Below are 23,064 nucleotides of genomic sequence, written 5' to 3'. Positions count from 1 at the left end.
ACCGCTACGCGTTATCCGAAGTGCACTCTGACAGAGCTAGGTTGAGCCAGGATTGAGCCTCTTGGTACAGAATCGGGTTGTTTTCCGCCGTGTAGTAAGCGAGCACCGCGACCGCCTGCGATACGACCCACCCGCGGGCCCTTGCCCACGTAGCGTCGTCCGTCGGAAGGGCCTCTCGGAATGCATCACGGGCGGCCGACGAGTGCAACTTCCACGCGACCATCACATCGCACGCGGGATCGCCAATGCCCATTTCTCCCCAATCGATCACACCACTGATACGCCCATCTCGCACGAGCCAGTTCCGTACATCAAGGTCGCCATGATGCCAAACGGGTGGGCCGTTCCACGGGGGCGCAGCAAGCGCCCGTTCCCACACGGCAGATACCGCCGGATCGCCATCGAACCGCGCCAGCCAGTATCGGAACTCCTCGTCCCGATCAGCCAAAGGAATGCCCCGTCCCGGTGGTCCCCCCGATGAATTGACGCGTTGCAGCGCCGCGATGAACACCGCGAGATCACGTGCTGCCTGAATCTCGTCGATTGCCTCAATCGGCACCGTCTCGCCCTCCACCCACGTATGGACTTCCCAATACCACGGATAGTCACGATTGGGGCGCCCCTGCGCGACAGGCACAGGGAGCTCAAGCGGGAGCAACGGCGCGAGCTTTGGCAACCACGTGAATTCGCGCCCATTGGGTGTCGACGGACCTGCGCGCCGCGCGAGCCGGACAGAAAAGTCGTCACCCAGTCGGAAGACGGCGTTCACCGTACCACCTGGCTCGATCCGGCGTATGGGTAGCTCTGCCCAGTGGGGAAACTGGTCGACGAGCAGTCGACGCACAAGCACCTCATCCATCTCCAACTCGTCGACGTGCATCTTCTCTCCCATCAGATTGCTCCCTCCCCGCTCACATTTACGCATGTAATACGTGCCCGGCGTGATCGATACCAAAACGACCAGCTTACGTTTTTTATAATCATAACAGTAGTACAACTGCTGACCCACCATGTCGTATATTCATGCAAGTTTCACCTTGGGCTTTTCCCTAGCGCAAGTTACCCCTGTAGCAACTGCTTGATGCTCACAATTTGAAGGCACAGGCATAAGACCTCAATCGCCTTTTCCAACTCACCCATCGGAGGAAACGTGGGGGCGATACGGATGTTCCTATCTCTTGGGTCATTCCCATATGGATACGTGGCCCCAGCCTTTGTCAGAACAACCCCAGCGGCTGCCGCCATGTTGACAACTGCCTTTGCACACCCGTCCGGTGTATTGAGGCTGATAAAATATCCGCCATTGGGTTTGCTCCACGAAGCAATGTTCAGTTGGCCCAACTCCGACTCAAGCATGCGAAGCACCGTGTCAAATTTCGGTTTGATGATAGCTGCATGCTTTTTCATATGTTGTTCGATGCCATCCATGTTCCTCAACAAGCGAACATGTCGAAGCTGATTCTGCTTATCTGGACCGATGGTCTGAGCAGACAACTGTTTCCGAATGAACCCAATGTTTGCTTCACTGGCAGCCATAACGGCCACGCCGGATCCCGGAAACGTAACCTTCGATGTCGAACTGTAGATGAAGACCCTGTCCGGGTTCCCGGCTGCCGTGCAGGCTTCCAAGATGTTTTTAAGTCCATCAGGTTCATCCGTCAAATGATGTACTGTGTAGGCGTCGTCCCACATAATCCGAAAGTCCGGCGCCTTCGTCTCCATGTTCGCAAATCGGTCAACGACAGCGTCCGAAAACGTGATCCCTTCGGGATTGCTGTACTTCGGTACACACCAGATACCTTTGATGCTTTCGTCATTGCGGACGAGATGCTCCACAGCATCCATGTCAGGCCCATCCTGCAACATATCTACAGGAATCATTTCAATCCCTAAAAGCTCACAAATTGCGAAATGTCTATCGTATCCTGGACTAGGACAGAGAAATCTCACCTTGGGAAGCTTGCTCCACGGAACGTCGCTTCCTAATACCCCAAAAAGCATGGCCCTAGCCAAAGTGTCATGCATCATGTTGAGACTCGAATTGCCCCCGATAATCATCTCTTTCGGGCTGACACCGAGCATTTGAGAAAACAGTTCTTTGGCTTCGGGAATGCCATCGACGCCACCATAGTTCCGACTATCGGATCCATCCTGAAGTTTGAAATTGTCGCGCGATGTCAATACATCCATCATGCCGTTTGACAAGTCTAATTGCTCTGCGCAAGGCTTTCCTCTCGACATATCCAATTGAAGACCTTGCGATTGAATGTCGCGGTACTTCGTCATCAAGAGCTCAAGTTGTTCACTCATCCGCTCACGAGTTAACCCATCAAGTTGAGTCAAAAAAGTGTCCTCCCCTTCGTCTTTTACATACATCACTCTATGAAATATACCTCCGCTCCCCAGGTAGATACCACAAATGGATGCAGCGTTGCCACGCGGGGTTCTCCGATATCGAATTATTTACGAGAATCCCTATGGAGCTAACCTCCGTTTGTTGAACAGGGATTCATAGAATCCTACTTGTATAGCTAATTCTATGATCTGTTGTTCAGTGATAACCATCAGTAACACCACCATACAAGCATGAAAATGCACTGTCTTCTTCTGTCACTGTCCATTCCCCTTGAATATGCCTCACTGAAGCGCTCATGTATAGCTTGCAGGTGAATTGATTTTTACAACTCTATTACACTGTTCGTCTGATCAATATAGTAAATTGAGGTGGGGGTGGTTTCTATGGCCCACTTTCTCGTGGTTGAGGATGAAAAATCAATAAATGGGGATTCCGTTCTCCTTCAATTTCTGCTCGTCAACCTAATAGATAATGCAGTGAAGACATCCCTGAACCATATTATGGGTCACCAACTGTTATAAATTAGCTGACCTCTTGAGGTTTAAAGACCACAACCTATTACGGAAGGATGAGATCAGTTTGCGGAGGAGGATATCCGGCATCTCGTCCAAAAATAACGATCTGACCTTTATGGTGAAACTCGTGGGTAATGAGGTCCGTGAAAATCCACAGTGGAGTGGCGGAAAATGGTTCTGGCATCCAAGATACACGGCGTCGAAGTGTGCTCATCATCGTCTGACTGTACCTCGTCAGAAACTCCTCAACCATGGCGTCCACGGCTGCGAATGCAGCACGTACAGCCTCTAGATTCGAATAATCTCGAGGCTTAAGAGAGGTGAACGATACGACGTTGTCATCCTCACTCAAAGCGAAATGACCAATCCAGCCATGATAGTTGTTCGCGACGTGTAAGTGAGTGTTTCGAATTGACCCGTGACTCACCCCTGGATGTTCGGCAATGTAAACTTCTAAAGGGAGGGATGCACAGTATTCAAACAAAACCTCACGGGTAAGTTTTATGGTCCTGTACATTTCTTGAAATTCTCCCATACCATCTTTTCTCCTATCCAGATAGATTCACTGTTACAGAATTCTGCCCATTCGAGTCAGTTCCATTGACCCAGTTCAAAAAAGCGGTAAACTAAACCGTTTTTTCAAAGTGATACTCCATGTCACCCGCCATCGATGCCGGACTATCACTTGTTTCGGGATTTTTAATAGGGGGAAGACCAGCTCATTCCACCGATAAACACGCTCGCTCGTATTTTTACAATTTCATCCACCAAACCTCATTCCCTTAATTTTCATTATTGCAGGTGACAGCTACAAAAGTATAGCGATGTTCGTATTTTATGAGGAGGAATTGAATCGGGAGTTTGTACATAGGGGTGAAAGCACGATGTTTAATGTGGCGCAAGGATGCCGTACATTAATGTTGGAGTTATACAATATATCGCAGAAAAGTCGATTGGACGAACACGTACTTCTGCCTGAACAGGTCTCCATGCTTCTAAAGCTCGATGTAGAAGATACGCTCTCTGTCGTTGATTATTTAGAGGAGGCTGGATATATCAAGTGTGGACGACCTATTGGCAAACCCTACTCATGGGTGAAATTATCGGTTGCTGGCATGAAACTGATCATGGACGATTCAGCATTCGAAAAGGCGTTGCAACGTCTTGACCCCTCTGCATCTGAGTCCTCCGGACATAAAACGTCTCCATACAGCCATAACATCGACGATGTTGAACACATTGTAACGACGCTCTTCAATCTTCAAGGGCTTTCAGAAAGCGCCAATTTCCCGGAACTTCATGCTGAAATTAAGAAATCACTTTCTCGTGTCGTCGAGTGTCTACGGCAAGAAGATGATCGACCACTGAAAGAATTTCTGTCACTGTTGATCTTAAAGGGAGGCATAAATACGACGATGGTCGGCGTAAAAGCTCTGTTAGCCGTATACGGTGCCGAAGTGTAATTTCCTTCCCCCCTCATTGGGGGTACCTGAAGTGATGATGAGCCAAACAACGCTTCAGTTTAAGCGCCCACAAACACGGGTCACATTCGCATTTGCCTTCACCTCATGTAACTAGTCTGCTGGATTGATGATGGCAAAATGCAAATGGTCTTGCCACTTTCCATTGATTAAAACATTTTTCCTAGAAAGCCCTTCTCTTTCAAAGCCAATTTTTTCAATGACTCTGATTGAAGCCGAATTGTGTGGCATTACACCTGCTTCAATTCGATGTAGTTTGAGGATCTGGAAGGCATAATCAATGACAAGGCGAACCGCCTCCGTTGTGTATCCTCGTCCATTCTGCGCCTGATCCAAGTAGTATCCCAACCAACACGACTGTAACGATCCTCGTACGACTTCAGTCAATGAAACAATTCCAATCAGCTCATCCGATTCGTTTAAAAATACACCAAGAAAATAACCCTCATCTTTCTCCTTGCTAGCAAGACCAGCCTCAAGGGAGCTGCGTTGGTATTCCATGGTATAGAAGTCTTCTGTACGCGTCCCCAGATATGGCTCAAAAAAGGAACGATTTCTCACGTTTAAATCCAATTTTGCACCAGCATCTCGTTCTTTTAAAAATCTCAGATAAATTTCGTTCCCCACCAATTTCATCTAAAAAACCTCCAAATGAATCCGCCTTCGTAGCATGATCACGTCCGCCAAACGCTGTGGGAAACCAGTAATGAAGGTATGCCCTAAGAGTAAATATTAAAGCATGAAGTTTGCCAATAAAAAATTTAAGCATAAGCTGACCCATATGGCCCGCCTATGCTTAAAATTACATTCTTGTACCCGTGCTTCCAGCGGACTGCTCCAAGTTGACACTTCTGTTTAGTTGGTGCCGTCTGACCAGCCGAACAAAAGCGATGATTGATTTTTAATGGGCGAATTCTGACCGCCGATCTCTGTCCATTTCCCGTTCTGATATTGCCAGAGACCATCCATGTTGCCGCCATTGCATACAAGCACACCCTGCGGTGACCAACCAAACGTCGGCGCAACCGGATCCTGCCCATTTGAAGCTGATTTGGACCAAATATCCGTCCATTTCCCGTTCTGATATTGGTAGATGTGTCCATTGGTCGAATCACTGACCGTGAGTACCCCAGACGGCGACCAACCGAATTGGCGAATGCCGTCTTTTGCAATCGGCGAATTTGCGCCATCTACACGCGACCACTGCCCGTTCTCCATCTCCCATAGTCCCGCAGAATTGCTTGAATCGCCGGAGATGACAAGTGTTCCCTGCGACGACCAACTAAGCTGAGTCACATCGGCAATTGGGCTGGCGACGCCTCCCGGTTGACGCCATGCGCCATCTACATACTGCCAAACGCCATGTTGACTGGTTCCCAGTGTGAGCACACCAGTTGGCGACCACTTCACCTGCAGACCATCCGCCGCAAACGCTTCATTGCCTGTCGTCAGTCGCGTCCATTTCCCATTCAAATCCTGCCAGACACTCGCTGCTCCATTTGAAGCTTGGGACGTCACCGTCAACGTCCCCTTGGGAGAAATTTCAATTGAGTTGATATAACCCAACGCAGAACTGCCTTTTACAGACTTCCAACTATTCTTGGAAACATACCATATCCCCGCAACCTGACCATCGTCAGGCACAGCGTACAAGACATTGGACGGCGACCAAACATATAAAGATACGTTTGTATCCCCATTGATGGTTGCTTGTCTCCATCTTTTGTCATATGTCCACAAACCGATTTCGTTGCCCACCAGCGCATTGTCGTTGCTACCAACCGTTGTAGCCGTCAGCATCCCTTTTGGCGAAAAATCCAAACTCTGAAACGCATCGGAAGGCCCGCCATTAGCGCTCGCATCATTCGGGAGAACCTTCCACTCGCCATCGATGTACACATATCCGTAATATTGCCCCAATACCGTCAAAGTCCCTTTGGGCACAACGGCTGGCGCCTTTGGCAGAGCCTTCACAGACTGAGTTTGACATCCGGAAATAAGCATCACCATTGCGATGGTGGACGCAATGGCGACACCTAGATTCAATTTATGAGTAGACATTGATGTTCCTCCAATTCATCTATCGCAAAACCGCAACTGAACTGCGTTCGAAGCAACGTCAAACAACTGTTCCAACCAAACTATTGTACATGACGGATGGCTTTTAAAACGTCGATTCTACCGCTGATTTATGGACAAAATGAGACCATATGAGTACAATTTTGAGAACAATTCAGGAGCAGGACGCCATGATTGCGTTTCGATTGCCGAATATCAACTGCTGCTTGAAGGGATTCACTTGGCGGAAGACGATGTCTACAAGGAAGCTGATCCATAGATTGTATGATGCAATTCACGGATCTTCAAATCTATCATTGTGCACACGACCGCGTGCAGGTTTTCGCCTTGACCTGGGTTGACGCAAACGGTCTTGTCGAGATAGCTCCACCACATGCCAGAAACGGCGGGTGATTCATGGATATGCCCATGCAAGGAAATGACAGGCTGATGCTGAACAAGATAATTCCGGATGGCTACACTGCCCACATGTTGCCCATGATGTACGACATCCAAAGGCGTATTGAAGGGTGGCGCATGCATGACGACAATCTCGTTGGCCGTAGTCTGTTGAACCTTCGCCAGATCTTCTTCAATGCTGGGCAGTGTGTTCAAGTACTGTGTAGGTACAGGCGCGGCGGCGCCATCCATATCCGTAATAAAGGCATCAGCTCGACTCTCCACGTCATCCGCAGCCAAGTCGCGCCGTTCGAAATCTTTCCTGCGAAACGGGCTGGCATTGATGAGCGGATAGCCCCGTAAAGAGATATTTTCCGAAAAACTTATCGGTTCCAGACTCAGCATCGTCAATAACCCTTTACTCTGTAGCTCCTCCAACACACCGACGGTCAGTGGGAAATCCACATTCCCTGGTATGACATAGGATGGAATGGATATATCCGAGAAAAAATCCAGAAGGAACTGACGGCTCTTCTCCCGCTCTGGAATCAGCGTATAACGGTTGAACTCGAAAAGATCTCCCCATATATGAAAACATCAGGTTGTAGCTTCACAATGAGATCCCTCAGTTGTTTGAACTTTTCCACATCTCCATGCAAATCAGATGTATACACAAATCGCATAAAAACACCCACTTTCTCAAGTTGCACACTGTACCATGTGTGCGGGTGCAGTCACATTTTCAATTTTTGTTCGATCCGAATATCTCTCACGGTCCAACTTGAAGCTTTATGCATTTTCTGATACGAACTGTGCGCTGTTGATAATCTGTCGCGGTCCATTCAAACGCCTGATGCATCCATTGAATCAGCCTGCGCACCTGTACATGAGGATCACGTTCGTCCCCCGCGATTTCTCGCGCCAATTGTTCAATCCCATGGAATGACATGTTTCTCCTCCTTCTCCATTGCACATTTTGACCTCAATCACAAAATTTCATAGCACCTCGACATTTCCCGAGAAATGATTTCTCCATTCGACACCAGTGATCCTTAAAACATCGCTGACAAAAACGCGACTTTGTCAAAATGTACGACTACCCGCACTCATCTTTTTTATTTTCTCACTATACAGAGAACAATCAACTCGCGTCTTTTTTCCTGGCATGCAGCAAAATGTTCATCTCCATCAATAAGGCGCACCCGAAGGCGCGCCAATCACGTTATTCGCCATAGTAAACTCTTTAGGGGGAAAGATAATCAGCAAGCGGAAGCGACAGCCCCCTTATCTCCTTGACCACCAGTCCAGCAATTTCCCGCGCACCCGCTTCGTTAAAATGCGTATTGTCCCGCAATCCAGCAGGATAGTTCACATGCTCACCGGGTTTCAACCACACAAAGAAACCTTCCGAAGCAACTTCACCAGCCGTTTGAAACAGCGTTTTTGTCCGTTCACTCAAGTCAATCAACGGAATCTTTAATCGATGCGCCAACTCTCTGACCACAAACCGCTTCGTTGCAAACCTGAACTTGTTCTCCGAAGAAATCCTCCAACATTTGTCCCCATCCGGCCATTGGTGATTTGTTTTGGGGATAGCTGGCCGCAGTTGAATCACCGGCAATAAAAACTCGGATTTTCTTTGCCAAGTTCGTCACCACACCTTTCCAGTCAATCAGCGCCGCGCGGATGGCACGCGTGAAGATGCTGTACGCTCTTCCAGGTAGATGTTTGGCGACGGAGGCGATTCCATTCCTTCACCAAGATAAAAACTAGGATGCGGTGGCTGATTGTAAGCAACATTTTGCCATGCGATGCCCAAGCGATACATGGGATCATGCATGAGTGTATGGATGCGATGCGCTGTGAGCATAGTGGTCGTATAAATGCGCAATTCCGTGTTGTCCGCTGTTCGCCAAATGACCTCTTCCCGCCAGTCGCCAAAGAGATCCGCCTGCAAACACGGTGTCGCTTTCGTGCCATTGTTGGATGCGCATTCAGCGGCAGTCAATAAGTTTTCCGTCCTATCATTGATATAATCCCATTTGTCGATCCGATTATCATCCAGCAACTCCCGCAACAAGTCTCCATCCCACCAAATCGCAAAATTAGTGGAGGAGGGGTAGTTGTTGCTGATGATTTCCCCTTTGCAATTGAACAACTTGCCAGCCGCCCAATACTCTTCCCCAGGATGTCTCGGATCAATGTCCCCTGAAGTCCCTCGACCAATATCCTTCGTCGACTTCACACCCCAGAGAATTCCCCCGGTTCCTGCGTCGTGCAATTCGATGCCGTTGTCGGAAGGATTTTCGTGAACCTGAAAGACTTCTAATCCTGGTCGGCTCGGGTCGAGGTTTCCCACATGCATCGCGTCGCCATGTCCCAAGCCCGTGGTATACAGCCCCTGTCCATCGTGATCGATCACGCATGACCCATAGACAATTTCATCGTACCCGTCTCCATCGACATCTGCGACGCTGACACTGTGGTTCCCTTGTCCGGCATATCCAGCGTTTCCTTCGGCATCGCTGTCGAAGGTCCAAACGGTCGTGAGTGCGCCATCCCGCCAGTTGTACGCAGCGAGCACGGTTCTGGTGTAATAGCCGCGACACATGACGAGGCTAGGTCTTTCTCCGTCCAGATAAGCGATGCAGGCTAGAAAGCGGTCCACGCGATTCCCTTCCGCATCCCCCCATGCGGAGACGTTGCCGCGCGGCGGATGGTACGCTGTCGTCACAAGCGCTTTCCCTGTTTCCCCCTCAAAAATTGTGAGATACTCCGGCCCATCCAAAATGAATCCCCGCTGGTTGCGATGATCCGCATTTGCGTCACCAATCACTTCACCTGTCCCATCAATTGTTCCATCCGCCGTCTTGCAGGCGACCTCCGCCTTGCCATCGCCGTCCAAGTCGTAGACCATAAATTGCGTGTAGTGCGCGCCTGCGCGAATATTGATGCCTAAATCGATTCTCCACAGCCATGTGCCGTCCAATTTATATGCATCCAGATACACTTTATCCGTATAGCCGCTATGCGCATTGTCGTGGGAATTGGAGGGATCCCACTTCAAGACAATCTCGTACTGGCCATCGCCGTCGAGATCGCCCACACTGACATCATTCGCGCTATACGTGGCGGTTACACCATCTGGCGTCATGCTGCCAGCTGGGATTTTCAGAGGAATTGCGAGATAATTCGTATCCCAGACGCCAACGGGCTCCGATGGCGGTTCCTCTTTTCCGTGTAAAATGGCTCGCACCTCATAAGTGGAATCCACCGTACCCTCTGTGTCCAGATAGTTGGTCGACGACGTTATCGGCGTATCTGTCACTTTGACGCCATCGCGGTAAAGCTGAAACCCGGTATCGCTCGGTTCCGTCCCCAACAAACGCCAGCCAACATACACACCTTCGTCCACCCGGACGGCGATCACGCCCCTATCCAGGGCTTCCATCTGCCGACACTTCGCTTGTTGGCCATGTTGACTTTGCAAAATGTTCGCATCTTTGTTCACAGATAAAACCTCCCATCGGTTCATCATCCACGCATGTGAATACCGAATCCTACCACCCCAACCAAGTGCTACATTTCCTTGGCGACATCCGTCACATCTATCAATTGATGGTTGGCGTAATCAAAGTACTTCCCTTCCAGCATCCCTACCAACGTATTGGTCACCTGCACCTCAATGAGATTGTCACCGCTGCGCAGAAGATTTGTATCCCCGCGCCAACGATAAGGCGACCACGGGCGCACGCCCAGTGATTGGCCATTGATGATGACCTCCGCACAGTCGTGAAAATGTGGATCCCAATCCGAAAAATCCAACGTAAAACACGGATTGGCAGGCAGATGTTCCAGCGAGAAACTTCGTTTGAATGACAGCGTTCCGGCATAGTACGGATAGCTTGGATATGGACCGCCATTCAACGCGGCTATCCCGCAGGCTTTGGTGATGATTGACGTGTGATCCCCGGCAAATGCCACACCAAAATCGCCTTGCAGATAAATCGCATCCACCAGTCCATCCCAATCTTGTTGGACGTCTACTACGACCAGGAGCTTGTTCTCGCCGGATCGCAGAAAATCTTTGACATGACAAGCTACATTCATATGGTCGTACACGAACTTGGGATGAAAATCTTCTTTCGCAATTTGATGGCCATTGACATAGAGGGCATAGTTTCCGGAAATCGCGCCGCTGTCCATGAATATGTCACAAACGGAGGGTACCTCGGCGACCGTAAATTGCGTTTGATATGTGCAGCGAAGGGGATATTTTAGCTGAACCTTCATTGGGGTGCCAAATACTTGTTGGAATTGCAACGGCAGTTTCTGCTCATCTTGCATATCTGCGCATTGATCGATAAATGTCTTCACTTGAACTTTCGTACCCGCGTGCTCATCATTCAACGTAAGCGTAAATGTATCGAACCGGATGATGTTCAGTTGATGTGCCGCGACTTCCCAACTGTCCTTCGCACATAGTGCCAACTGGTAAGGGGCCACTGACTCTGGCTGATTGGCGGACTTCAGATCAGACGGCAACGCGAGATAGATTTCAATCAAATGAGATTCATACCGCGCAAAGTGCATGGATACAATCGCCAACTCCGCTTGTTGCGCAAAGGCAATCATCTGTGTTTCGCCTGTTTCTAGATTCCACGCTCGCATGCGTAGTTGTTCTGTCTGTATGTGCTCACCAAACAGGCGATTCAAATGGACTTCTATCGGCAGATCCCACGCCAAATCTTCCTGATTCGCCACGAAAAGCACATATGAATCGCCAAAAGATCTGCATTGTATCAAAAAACTGCGCCTTGCTTTGGCATCGGCCAATTGGACGACTGGTTGTTCCAACTGACGCAATAAATCCATCATGCGGTGTGCCAAGTCGCCGTCTGCGTCCTTTTCCGCCGCATGGACAAAGTAGGTGTTGCCTTGCCCTTTCGTCCACGGAACGGGAGAATCCACATTTTCGCGGTCATGCCAAGCATCAAATGCTACAGATGGCGAAACGCCAAAAAGCGCCAACAGCTCCGCTTGTAAAGTGTCGTGGTCTTCCTCAATGGACTCATGCGGCAGCAATCCGGCGCTAATCACGGTGCCGCCTTGCGTAACAAAATCCTTAATTTTGCCCCATGCGCCAAATTCCAGATTGCGCATCGGCGGCAAAATCAACGTTGAATATGTCGCTTGCCCAATGCAAATGCGGCCATCGACAATGTCGGCATCCATGAGCAACTCAGGATCCAGGTGATCGTACTCCATCTGATTCAGCAATAAAGTCTTGCCGATGGCCATCCAATCGCTTTTCAGCCTCTCAAGTCGCTCGTTTTCCGCTGCGTGGTCACCGATATAGCGAAAACCATGTAACGGATTGCCCAAATGCGTCCAAAAGCTGGTTGTCGGATCCAAAAGGGCCAATTCACCAATGGACGCTCCTTGACTCATCACATAGCTGATGCGTCCTACATAGTCCCCAAGCTGTTTGAAATGACGCCAATAAGGATTTTGCAAAAACTGCGAAGGTGGCGCATCGTGTTTCATCAGGCCATCCAACGTATAAAAGAACGCATGGAAGTTAAAAAAGTTGATGCCCATGGCTGCCATTCTATCAATCATCCACTTGGCATCCTGCAATGTCATCGACCAGCCAACACTGTGAAAACACTCGACCAAAGCCCGCTCCCGCCCAAGCTGCCGCGCCAGCGAACTAGTCATTTTCGGATTCCATCGGAAGTTCAAATAATAGTGCTCCAGTGACCAATCTAAAGAACGCCCGATTTTGTCATGCGCACTGTCCGATCCGATGACATGGCTGAACAACTGTGTGGTCATCCGCATGGCCGGGACCTCAGCCGCATAATCCAAACCGTTTTCCGCACACCAATCATGCACCTGCCTGTGATAAACCGTCCGCAATAAAAGGTGCAGCGCTTGGAAATAGTCGTAGCGGATTTTGGCCGCTTGCGGATGGTTTGCATCGTGCAACGCTGGTAAATGCGCCTCTAGGCGATAGCCATTTTTTTGATAGAAGAAATCGGGCAGCCGCGATGACCAGGGATACCGCCCCAGAAAACCAATCTCATCGGTAAACATCCCTTTGACGGTTTTGCCAAAGTGCCGACCTACTTTTTGCTTGTAGCGCTCATGCGTGATTTCGATAAAAGATTTCATCGCCTCCTGATGCCCAGGGTCGACAAAAGTTCCGTAATACTTGAATTCATGGATCTCCTCTTCAATAAAAACGCAAACTTCCCAACAACCAGTTGGCGCTGTCCATTGCAACTGTTTCATCGTGCCATAAGTAAAGAAGCGCTTTTGATTGTAATTCGTCAGCCCAGTCTTCTGAAAAACTGGTTCATGTTGATGACTCCCAATATGGTCCCGGATATCTATCGCCTCGCGCCACTGTTTCTGACCAGTTGTAGCGTCGACCGGAACAGCGAGCGCCAAAATGATTTTGCCCCATGGCAAATCAAGCAGCACATCTTCACCATCCGATGCCCGTTTCGTCCGCCTATCCAAGGTCCGATGTTTGGCATCTGGGTGCTGTAAGATTACTTCTCCTCCCGCAATGCCGCTTGGATAGGGATATTCGTCATACAACCAAACATCCAGATGGCATTGTTCAGCCACTTGGATGGCGTATTCCACCTTGTCAAACCAGGCGTCAGACAGGTATGGAATTTGCATCCCTTGTCTGGCGCAAAGGAAAAAACCACCTAGTCCCTTTTGCGCCATCTCGACAATTTGTATCCGAATTTGCGCATTGTCCATCTCGCCATTCCAAAACCAAAACGGATGTATCCTGTATTTCGCAAGGGGATTGCGAAACAAAAGATGATCCATCACGCAGATCACTCCTCGGCTTAAGATAACTGCTTCTCTCCCACGCCAGCGATTGCAGAGAACGCCTCCGGCAAATACTCGTCTATCAGCGCCAAGCATTCGATCACGTTCAGTGACCATTGCGAGACCGTGTTCGTCGTGACCCATGGGATTTCCGTCATCGGTTTGATCCATTCCGCATCGCGCACTGGGACGCATTCGATGGGAAGTCTGAGCGTATTCAGCTCGTCATGCAGCAGGAGCGCCCAGGCCTTTTTTGCAAGCGCTCTATCACCGCTTTTCGCTGCTGCATACGCCACAAGCCGGGCGTAGAACATGGGCCAATGCCAATTTTTATCCCCTATCTTGCCCGACGTTCGCGCCCGTTTTTCTTCATCGTTGAGCGCAAAAAATTTACCGAAGTCGATGATCATCTCCTCCCACGCTGGATCCTGAAGCAAATCCACAAGTTCCATCCACACTTCCGGCGCGCCAAAGGCAATCACCATGTGATAGCTTTGATCTCCTCCATCGTCCATGTGAAACAACTTGCTTGTTTGCGGATCATACCCGAACGTCGGCCCCGAACATAAACCAAAGGGCATTTGTTTGAAGCAATCAATACCTGTCTGGATTTTGCCGCGATAGGATTCGTCGGCAGAACGCTCCCACGCGGTCATCCAATTCGAGCAAAAGGCGGACCAATCTGGCCCACTCCTTGTATGGGTGGGAAAATCGTCTTTGGGCACGAGCGCGCGCATGGGGTCAAGGTTTTTTGTCGCAGCATCCGCATCTTTGACTTCGTCTAAAATTTCACCGATTCTTTCATCGCCCGTCAGATAGTAATAAAATCGGTGCAGCCCGGCCATGCTGATTCTCGCTTCTTTGCAACCGCATCCCCAGTGGACGACATTATGCCGCGAGCCCAGGCCAGCATATTCGCCGAGATGGTACATATCCACTTCACTGGTGTGGCGTGTCATCGCCTCAGCCATGCGGAAAATATCGGCTCTGCCTGTGCGCAGGAAAGCGTACCAAAGCCACATATTGGGCACCAATTCGGTATTTTGCCAAGCAAATCCGCCCATATCGTAGCGCCATGTATGGCGTACAGGATCGTACGTATGCATCACGTCGCCATAGTTCCAAAAGCCATACCACCGCCGTTGTTCGATCTCATTTTTGTAAAAATCAATGGCAGCATTGAGTTGATTCTCCAGCCAGGCTTTATGCGGTGTGCTTGTATCCCGAAGGCTCCACACCCCAAACACGTTCGTCTGATGATAGTATTCGGGCTCGCAGACGAGCATCGAGGGAAACTGGGTCTGTGCAGACTGCGCCAAAAGCTCGGTCCGTTCTGGAATGCCTGATGCGCACCATAGCGTGATTTCACTCGTGTTGGCAATGCCCTCGGCAGTGGCGCGCATCTCCTCGAACCCTTCATAGGCCGAATCGACGTGCGTCGTTGTGTCGTAATGCCGCAAATCCATCGCTGGTCCATCAGGCGACCAGAGCCAAGTCGTCAATTTTGCTTCAGCAGCGGAAATATGGTGGACTTCCAGCGCGGAGGGATACTTGCGCCACGCATCTTTCAGCCCCACAGTCAGACCGCCCGTCTCATCACCCACAAACATCAAACCACCAGAACGCTGCCCATGAGCGCATTCAATCCAGCAACATGCTGGACCAGTTCTTTTCTGGATTTGATAGTGATCCGCCGAATTTTGCACGAGTTTATAACTGTCCCATACCGCTCCGTCTTCGACATGCTGCAGAAATCTGGTGTATTTCTCTGTTTGGATGTTCAAAAGCTGACCGGCGATTTGTTGTTCGTAAAGCCCGTCTATGTTTCGATAAGCCCTTGTAGAAAGCGACTGTGCTGGTTCAGCAAAAATCCCAGTATCTCCGACGAAACGCACATGTCGGTTGTACATGGCGCCAGACATTGGGATCGAGAAAACGAGACCTAATCCTTTGATGAAATCTCTCTTCTGATCCCCAGTAAAAATCATGCTATGTACAATCTTCATCGTCGAGAGGTTTCGATAGAAATATAATCGAAGAATAAATGGCAGAAACCCCGTGTCGCGTGCAGCGGCTCGGTGCTTTCCTTCGATTCGAATGACGCAACGCATCTCATCTTGTTGCTCAATGATTGCATTTGAAACCTCCCCGCTGAAGGTCTCATGCCTACATAGTTGTCCATCCTCTGTTTGCGCACGTCGTTCACGAATACAAACGAGTTCTACGCCGGAACATACTTCTTTGCCCTGGCATTGAATGCTTTCGATCATCCGCATGCCGCTTACATTCAAACGAAAAATGGCTGCCCCTGTGTCTATTTCCATACTGGTTTGATTCTTTTTCACCTTCAATGGATCTTTGATGAAAGAAGTCTCGTGTGTGAAAGGCGATTGTTCAAGTCGCAGTTCACAGTTGGTTTGGGTGCTCTGCTTGAAAACCGCAGTGTGTGTCGTCCATTTCACGCTGCAGTCCGGCCAATAAGCAGAAGGGCGACTGCATAGTGGAATCAAGTTCTCGTCACTGTCCTTCATCACAATCGTTCGATCCCGCTGGAGTTGACCTTGCTTCCACGGAACGCCCCATGTGACGCCTAACGGTTGCAATGGTTGCTTATCAAGCCAATTGAGTTTGATGGTGTTATCAGACACAAAGCATCCTCCTCGCGATACCGCCCCAAACATGCTGTGTAGATGAACTCCAATCCTGTCGTGCAAGGCGGATCATTCTTTGATCGCGCCAATCATGACGCCTTTGACGAAGTATTTTTGTAAAAAGGGATACAACAAGACAAGCGGCAATGTGCTGATGACCATCACAGCCATTTGAATGGACTGTGCCGGGGGCGGTACATATCCAGGATTTTGTAAACTCTGGCTGGCAAGACTTTGCGCGCCCGTTACGATTTCTTGCAACAACATTTGCAGCGGCCATAAATTGGAGTTGTTGATATACAGCAGTGCGCTCATAAAATCATTCCAATGCCCCACCGCATAAAATAACGCAAAGGTCGCCAACGCTGGTTTAGATAATGGAAGAACAATTCTCAGAAAGACGCCAATATCGGAACAACCATCGATTTTTGCTGCTTCAATCAACGATGTTGAAATGCCTTGAAAAAAGTTTTTCATAATGATCAAGTTAAAGGCGTCAATTAGCCCTGGAATCATGAGTGACCACAGTGTATCCAACATGCCCAATTGCTTGACCACAAAATAGGTCGGAATTAACCCCCCGCTAAAAACCATGGAAAAGATAATGAGGTTGAGGACAAAATTTCTACCAGGCAATTCTTTGCGAGATAACGCATACGCCATGGTCGCTGTAAATGCTAGATTGAGCAGCGTACCCAGCACCGTGACATACACAGAGACAATTAAGCCCCTGATGATCGCGCCCGTTGAAAAAATATACTGGTACGCTGCCATCGTGGCGTGCTCAGGGATCAAGAAAAAAGAACTCGTGGCCAACTGCGTGTTTGAAGCAAAGGATCCCGATATCATATATATAAGTGGCAGAATGGTACAAATCGAAAAGAACGTCAGAAACGCGTAATTGCAGACATCAAAGACACGGCCTGAAAAGGTTTTTTCATTGCCCATGCTTGGATACACCTCACAATCAAAAAATACCGGATTCACCAAACCGCTTAGCGAGATAATTGCTACCAAATATTAAAATCGCGCCGACTACAGCCTTGAATAACCCTACCGCTGTGGCATAACTAAACGAACCCTGTGTGAGACCAACAAAATACACATAAGTATCAAAGACGTTTGCCACATTCTGATTCAAGGAATTGGTCATCAGATAAATCTGCTCAAAACCACTATTCAAAATCGCACCCATGCGAAGGATTAACAATATGACGATTGTGCTCCGGATGGAAGGCAGCGTTACATGCCACATTTGTCTCCATCTACCTGCGCCATCGACGCGCGCAGCATCATAGAGTTCCACATCGACGTTTGACAACGCCGCCAAAAATAGAATTGTGCTCCAACCTGTCTCTTTCCACATGGTTTGTAATGTAATGATTGGACGGAACCAGATTGGACTCGAAAGAAAATCTATCTGCGTGCCGAACACCTGCTGAAGAATATGGTTTACCACACCACCGTTGGTGGTTAAAACATCAAAGGTGATGCCAACTACGACCACTATGGATATGAAATGTGGCAAATAAATTGCGGTTTGCAATGCCTTTCTGAACCACAATTTGCGCATTTCATTCAGAAGCAAGGCGATGATAATCGGCGCAGGGAAAAAGAAGACGATGTTGTATAGCGAGAGAAGCAACGTATTGCGGATTAGCTGCAAAAATTCAAAGTTCGTGAATAATTGATTGAAGTTCTGCATGCCGACCCACTGGCTATGCCAGAACCCGAGGAACGGTTGATAGTTTTTAAACGCAAGCAGTACGCCCCACATCGGATAATACTTGAATACCAGAAAATACAATAATCCGGGGAAGAGGAGCATGTAAAGATATCTGTATTTGATTAAATTGTAAATTACCCCTTTTCTCGAACGCTTCTTTACGACAGTCGCGCTTGTGACCATGACCATATCCTCTTGTTGAGACACGCGGTTCGCCTCTCCCTCTCTTTGATTCTGATTTGCCGTATTCAGCGCGTATTGGAGAAGATGACGCGGCATTTCGTCATCTCCCCTGTTCCACCCTATCCGAAGAAAATGTCAACGCCCTGGTACTACGCCACCCACAACGCCTCAATGACTGGTATGTTCGTGACTCTACCGGTGCAGGGCATGGCGGGTTATTTATACTTTGCGTAAGCGGCTTCAAGCTCGCTGAGCATTTTTTGTCCACCGTCCTTGAGCCATTGTTGATTGGCTGCTTGGATACCGGAGACATCCGTTTGACCTGCAATGAACTTCATCATCGCCGTGTTTAATAGATTGGTTAATTGGGTCCCATCCTGAGCTTCCGTTTTTGAACTGAGAGAAGCCGTTGGATCCGTCAGCAGATATTTCATGTCTACAACATTCTCAACATTGTCCACTTCTTTATCCAACGGTGTTGGCTTAGCCGTCAGCGTTTCACTGGATTGCAGTAAAGGGCTGAGTTCTTCGAGATCATTCAATTGCGCTGTATCCTTCGTGTTGTTCGTATTGATAGGCACGGCATAGCCGTTCACGAGTTTATAGTTTTGATTTTTGACCCCGTAAACCAACAAATTCTCCACATCCGGCGAACACATGGCATTCATAAAAGACAATACTTTTTTCAAATCAGCCACTGTTTTAACTGTTGACTTGGGAATCACAAACATCCCGTCATTTCCGCCAGTATCATAGTCATACGTTGTGCCGTCAGGTCCTTTGAGTGGTCCGAGTACCCCTATCTTGCCCTTCAGAGACGGCTCTTGCTGCACATATCCCTTCGCATCGTCAGCCGTCCCGACAATCACGCCTGCCTTGCCATTTAAGAAATCCTGCGGCCAATTATTCACAGGGAGCTCTGAAAAATTCTGATTGATCAACTTGTTTTTATACAGCTTTTGAAAGTACTCAAGTGCTTGGATATATTGCGGTGTTTCCTGTGCAGGAGTGAGTTTCCCGTTCTTGACTGAATAGTTGAACGGTACGCCGAAAGCGCCTTCGAGTTCAGTAAATGGAAATGTATCTTGCGATACCACCATGCCGTACGTATCGTTTTTCCCATCTTTGTCTGGATCCTTGTACGTAAAGTCATACAGCATATTGTAAAACTGCTCCATCGTCTTAGGCGGGGTTAGGCCCAAGTTTTTGAGCCAATCCTTTCGGTAGATGATCCCAAATCTTGCTAATGGCCGAACAGCTGGTATACCATAGATCTGTCCATCAATTTTTATGTTGTCGTAAATAATTGGGTTGATTTTGTTTAAGTACTTGTAATTCTTTAAATATGGACCCAAATCCCAAAATGCACCCGATTGAGCCGCATCTGTAACATCGGAGTTCAAATGAATCAGCCTCATGATTGCCGGAGGATTCCCAGATGCCAATTCCACGCTGACCTTTGAATCATAATTGCTATCGTCTACCCACTGCACTTGAATGTTCGCGTTAGTCAACTTCTCTAATTGTTGCCACAAGGGGCTATTTGCCGCTGCGTGCGTAAGGCTCCCTCCCGCTGTCATCATCGTGACGGTAAAAGCGGACTTAGCATCTCCCGTCTTCGATGCGCTCGACGGCGTTGTTTTCCCACAACCAGCTAACGTGCCGACACACAGCACCGAGACACCAACGAATGTCACTAAATTCTTTCTCTTCATCAATGTGCTGACCTCCCTGTGAAATACCGCATCATTGAGACCGATAACCAAATAAAAAGAACAGACATTTCTGACATAAAGATTTTTATAACACCCCATTCCGCCTTTGAAGTTCTGTGTTCTTCTTCATACCCCGCCATGAATCCGCATACATATACTTTATATAATATACGATTTTAAGTGTCAACCGTTAATTCTGAAAATTCGGCTTGACAATTCCCTAATAAAATCTGGTTTCATGGCGATAATAGCCAAGGATGATTTAAATTCACAGGCTCAATAAACCCTCATCATTGATTGTTTTTTGAAAAAGATAAAATAAACACAAAATAAAACTTAAATATCCAATTGAATGAACACAGAGAACCAGAAATCCTAGATCGATAATCACTCCGAATTTTTCTTCTATTGCACACTCGATTTAAACAAAGTAAAATAAAATAAAACGGACATTTTCAAAACACTTATATCATTGCATACTGGCTATCTCATCGCGGATATGCCTATCAATTCATGGGGTTTAATAACACAATATCAAATTATAAACATTTGCATTGTACAAACTTACCTACTACGCGATTTCACAAAAACATTGATGTAATTTTAGGGTTTTTATAGTCTCATCCTCTCTTTCATATATTATATCTTTGATATAATATACTCATTTGCACAAATTCGAGTAGGGGCCTTCTTCTATAAACTTCATTGCGGGACTTTATTGCGATTGATTCTTAAGGAGCGATTCTATGAATGTCTTTGGTAAATCAAAGCCCTCATACAACACCAAACAAGAGTTTATATATCAAATTTTGCGAGATGCCATTATGCACTGCAAACTGCCTCCTGGCCATCGGCTCGTTATTCAGGACATTTCCGCTGAATATCACGTCAGTCCCATTCCCATTCGAGAAGCTTTGCGCTTGCTGGACTCCGAGCACCTTGTTGAACACCGCCCCCATATAGGAACTGTGGTATCCCCCATTACGAGTTCATCAATTGAAGAGATTTTCACAATCAAGGAAGCACTTGAGATTGTAGCGATAAGAATGGCTGTGGAAAAAATGAATTTAGATGAAATCGCGGAGCTTGAGAGAATCGTTGGCAGAATGGAGGTTTCTATTTCAGAGAAAAGATACGAAGAATGGGGTGATCTGAACGCCCTGTTCCATGAAACCATTGCGTTGACGGCCAACATGCCCATGCTACGGGAAACTTATCAACATATCATAGACAGATGGAATCGAGTTCGAAGATACTTTTTTAAGGATGTGCTACTTCACACCATTTATCATTCGCAAGAAGAGCATTATACCATCCTTGAATCAGTGAAGAGACGAGACAGTGAAAAGGCAGAGAATCTTGTAAAAAAACACAATCGAAACGCCTTGCGCAATTACATGGAACATCTCGCCAAACAGGCGCTTGATGGTTCTCAATGAAGCCAGATTCCTGCGTTCCAATTCTCGTCGAAAGGAGTGTGTACAGCAAGACGATTGATGCATATGCACTTGAAATTACAGCAGTTCATGCATTAACGCGACTGCATCCCCCATAGAATTCAAAATGCACATTAAACATGATGTCTGTCGATTAAAACGATGAAACCTCGTAGCGATACCTGTCCGTCATGCGCTCTGATACTTAGTGCTCGTTCGTCACTTCATCTTTTTTTACTTTTACACTTCGCTTTGAATACCCACCTCCGCCTTTTTCGTATATAATATATTTTATAGAACCAGTCGTTGCCCCAATGGTGATTAAAATTCCAATCATTTCTTAACATTAGGAGGAAGCACTTATGACAACTGGTAAAGGATATATCTGGCCAACTGAATGGACTGAATTTCGCGATCCGTTCTCTGGCGTACATATCCGCCAACTCACAAACTATAGAGCACATAGCGCCCACTTATATTTCACTGAAAATGGTTGGTACGATGAAAATAGGCGATTGCTGTTCATCTCGGATCGGGAAAATCGGACGAATTTATTTAGCCTATGTATGTCAACTGGAGAAATCACACAATTGACCGATCTCGATGAGAAAATAACCAATATCAACCCTTGCCTCAATCCAGAAGGAACCAAAGCCTACTTCTCCACTGGGGAAAAAGTATACGCAGTTGATTTATACTCACTTCAGCTCGACAAATTGTATGAAGAGACATCAACTTTTCGTGTCGGGCAATTGAGTTGTACAGCTGATGGGCAATTTCTTATCACCGCGTTGTCAGAAAATATGTCTCATCGTTTCAGAGTAGATCTTGGCAACGGATATGTGGGACATCGTGAAATCATGGAGGCAAAACCACATTCTAAAATCATCAAAATTCCTACCAACGGTGGAGAACCAGAAGTGGTCTTTGAAGAGCAGAACTGGATTGGGCATATCAATACATCTCCGACCCAGTCACATCTCATTACATTCTGCCACGAAGGACCATGGGATCTCGTCGACCATCGAATTTGGGGATTTGATTTGAACACGAAAGACGTGTGGAAAATTCGGCCTCGTATTGAAGCGCACGAGAAGGTCGGACATGAGTATTGGCACGCAGACGGTATTCACCTGGGGTATCATGGATTCCGCGAAAATGGCATCGGTTTTTTTGGAAAAACCAGATATGATAATACTGAGCAAGAAGAAATCGAATTCCCGTTCAGGAATTGGCACGCACAGTCAGATGGTTTCACACAAGTGGTCGTTGATGGACGAACTCCGTCAGATTCCATCATTTACTGGAAAAGAGAACATGGTTCCTTTAGTCACGCTAAACTTCTGTGCCAGCATCGCTGCAGTTTCCACTCCCAAAAGGTCCACGCGCATCCTCGGTTTAGTCCGGATGGAACGCAACTTTTATTTACCAGCGATAAAAATGGATACGGGAATTTATATTTAGTCGACATTCCTAAAGATGTCGATTCCTTGCCTGATTATAAAGTTTGATGTACGTGAATAAACCCATAGCAAACGATGACAGCTATCCGTCATCTCAACTAAATAAATCATAGGCTTCATCAACAAGGTAGCCTTTAGATTGTCGAAAAGACCACCGATTGTGGTCTTTTTTAGATCCGCACATCCTCCGCAGTGCGTATAAACCAAAGCCTATACGGAAAATTTA

At 47.6% G+C, this 23,064-nt stretch carries 18 protein-coding genes; 3 read left to right on the top strand and 15 right to left on the bottom strand.

The genetic code is table 11. The annotated features are described in order from the left end of the window. Positions 1-4: 4 nt before the first annotated feature. The 3 genes from ACFSB2_RS04960 to ACFSB2_RS04950 all read right to left on the bottom strand — a co-directional run bounded on the left by ACFSB2_RS04960 (position 5) and on the right by ACFSB2_RS04950 (position 3,406). Complete coding sequence (locus ACFSB2_RS04960) at positions 5-997, bottom strand: aminoglycoside phosphotransferase family protein (protein WP_377941761.1); 993 nt, start codon at positions 995-997, stop codon at positions 5-7. 62 nt (positions 998-1,059) lie between these two features. Further along, a complete protein-coding gene (locus ACFSB2_RS04955; RefSeq protein ID WP_465252487.1) occupies positions 1,060-2,310 on the bottom strand; it encodes an aspartate aminotransferase type Ic in 1,251 nt (416 codons plus the stop codon). 604 nt (positions 2,311-2,914) lie between these two features. Beyond that, the gene (locus tag ACFSB2_RS04950) at positions 2,915-3,406 is read right to left on the bottom strand and encodes a DinB family protein (protein ID WP_377941758.1); all 492 of its coding nucleotides are present in this window, start codon (positions 3,404-3,406) and stop codon (positions 2,915-2,917) included. A 349-nt stretch (positions 3,407-3,755) separates the two neighbouring features. On the opposite strand from ACFSB2_RS04950, the gene ACFSB2_RS04945 reads away from it, so the two are divergent. Then, positions 3,756-4,334: a hypothetical protein gene (locus ACFSB2_RS04945; protein WP_377941756.1), complete on the top strand. Its 579-nt coding sequence runs from the start codon at positions 3,756-3,758 to the stop codon at positions 4,332-4,334. A 111-nt stretch (positions 4,335-4,445) separates the two neighbouring features. Here ACFSB2_RS04945 and ACFSB2_RS04940 read toward each other — a convergent pair whose 3' ends face one another. The 12 genes from ACFSB2_RS04940 to ACFSB2_RS04885 form a co-directional block, all read right to left on the bottom strand. After that, positions 4,446-4,988: a GNAT family N-acetyltransferase gene (locus ACFSB2_RS04940; protein WP_377941755.1), complete on the bottom strand. Its 543-nt coding sequence runs from the start codon at positions 4,986-4,988 to the stop codon at positions 4,446-4,448. Positions 4,989-5,207: 219 nt separating this feature from the next. Further along, complete coding sequence (locus ACFSB2_RS04935; protein WP_377941752.1) at positions 5,208-6,413, bottom strand: WD40 repeat domain-containing protein; 1,206 nt, start codon at positions 6,411-6,413, stop codon at positions 5,208-5,210. A gap of 255 nt (positions 6,414-6,668) precedes the next feature. Next, on the bottom strand, positions 6,669-7,397 hold the full coding sequence (locus tag ACFSB2_RS04930; RefSeq protein WP_377941779.1) for a metallophosphoesterase family protein: 729 nt from the start codon (positions 7,395-7,397) through the stop codon (positions 6,669-6,671). 181 nt (positions 7,398-7,578) lie between these two features. Then, positions 7,579-7,758 carry a hypothetical protein gene (locus tag ACFSB2_RS04925; RefSeq protein ID WP_377941750.1) on the bottom strand — a complete coding sequence of 60 codons (180 nt, stop codon included), beginning with the start codon at positions 7,756-7,758 and terminating at the stop codon, positions 7,579-7,581. 294 nt (positions 7,759-8,052) lie between these two features. Beyond that, a complete protein-coding gene (locus tag ACFSB2_RS04920; RefSeq protein WP_377941748.1) occupies positions 8,053-8,301 on the bottom strand; it encodes an SGNH/GDSL hydrolase family protein in 249 nt (82 codons plus the stop codon). Further along, positions 8,270-8,455, bottom strand: coding sequence for an SGNH/GDSL hydrolase family protein (locus ACFSB2_RS04915; RefSeq protein WP_377941746.1), 186 nt, complete (start codon positions 8,453-8,455; stop codon positions 8,270-8,272). Before ACFSB2_RS04915 ends, ACFSB2_RS04920 begins: the two co-directional genes overlap by 32 nt. Before the next feature lie 26 nt (positions 8,456-8,481). Continuing rightward, positions 8,482-10,260, bottom strand: a complete 1,779-nt coding sequence (locus ACFSB2_RS04910) for a rhamnogalacturonan lyase (RefSeq protein WP_377941778.1) — start codon at positions 10,258-10,260, stop codon at positions 8,482-8,484. Positions 10,261-10,388: 128 nt separating this feature from the next. Then, complete coding sequence (locus ACFSB2_RS04905) at positions 10,389-13,661, bottom strand: glycosyl hydrolase (RefSeq protein ID WP_377941777.1); 3,273 nt, start codon at positions 13,659-13,661, stop codon at positions 10,389-10,391. A gap of 20 nt (positions 13,662-13,681) precedes the next feature. After that, the gene (locus ACFSB2_RS04900; RefSeq protein WP_377941745.1) at positions 13,682-16,345 is read right to left on the bottom strand and encodes an exo-rhamnogalacturonan lyase family protein; all 2,664 of its coding nucleotides are present in this window, start codon (positions 16,343-16,345) and stop codon (positions 13,682-13,684) included. 39 nt (positions 16,346-16,384) lie between these two features. Next, positions 16,385-17,263, bottom strand: a complete 879-nt coding sequence (locus tag ACFSB2_RS04895; RefSeq protein ID WP_377941742.1) for a carbohydrate ABC transporter permease — start codon at positions 17,261-17,263, stop codon at positions 16,385-16,387. A gap of 19 nt (positions 17,264-17,282) precedes the next feature. Beyond that, entirely contained in the window at positions 17,283-18,224 is a 942-nt protein-coding gene (locus ACFSB2_RS04890; RefSeq protein WP_377941775.1) for an ABC transporter permease, read from the bottom strand. A gap of 215 nt (positions 18,225-18,439) precedes the next feature. After that, positions 18,440-19,939 (bottom strand): extracellular solute-binding protein, encoded by a 1,500-nt coding sequence (locus ACFSB2_RS04885; RefSeq protein WP_377941740.1) that lies wholly within the window; start codon positions 19,937-19,939, stop codon positions 18,440-18,442. Between the two features lie 746 nt (positions 19,940-20,685). Here ACFSB2_RS04885 and ACFSB2_RS04880 point away from each other — a divergent pair. Together ACFSB2_RS04880 and ACFSB2_RS04875 are read left to right on the top strand one after the other, a co-directional pair. Beyond that, on the top strand, positions 20,686-21,378 hold the full coding sequence (locus tag ACFSB2_RS04880; RefSeq protein WP_377941739.1) for a GntR family transcriptional regulator: 693 nt from the start codon (positions 20,686-20,688) through the stop codon (positions 21,376-21,378). A 359-nt stretch (positions 21,379-21,737) separates the two neighbouring features. Further along, on the top strand, positions 21,738-22,886 hold the full coding sequence (locus tag ACFSB2_RS04875) for an oligogalacturonate lyase family protein (protein WP_377941736.1): 1,149 nt from the start codon (positions 21,738-21,740) through the stop codon (positions 22,884-22,886). Positions 22,887-23,064: the final 178 nt, after the last annotated feature.

The organism is Alicyclobacillus fodiniaquatilis, from assembly GCF_042678105.1.
GTDB classification, from domain to species: domain Bacteria; phylum Bacillota; class Bacilli; order Alicyclobacillales; family Alicyclobacillaceae; genus Alicyclobacillus; species Alicyclobacillus fodiniaquatilis.
The sequence above is the reverse complement of the archived record's forward strand: the minus strand, read 5'-3'. Positions and strand labels throughout refer to the sequence as shown.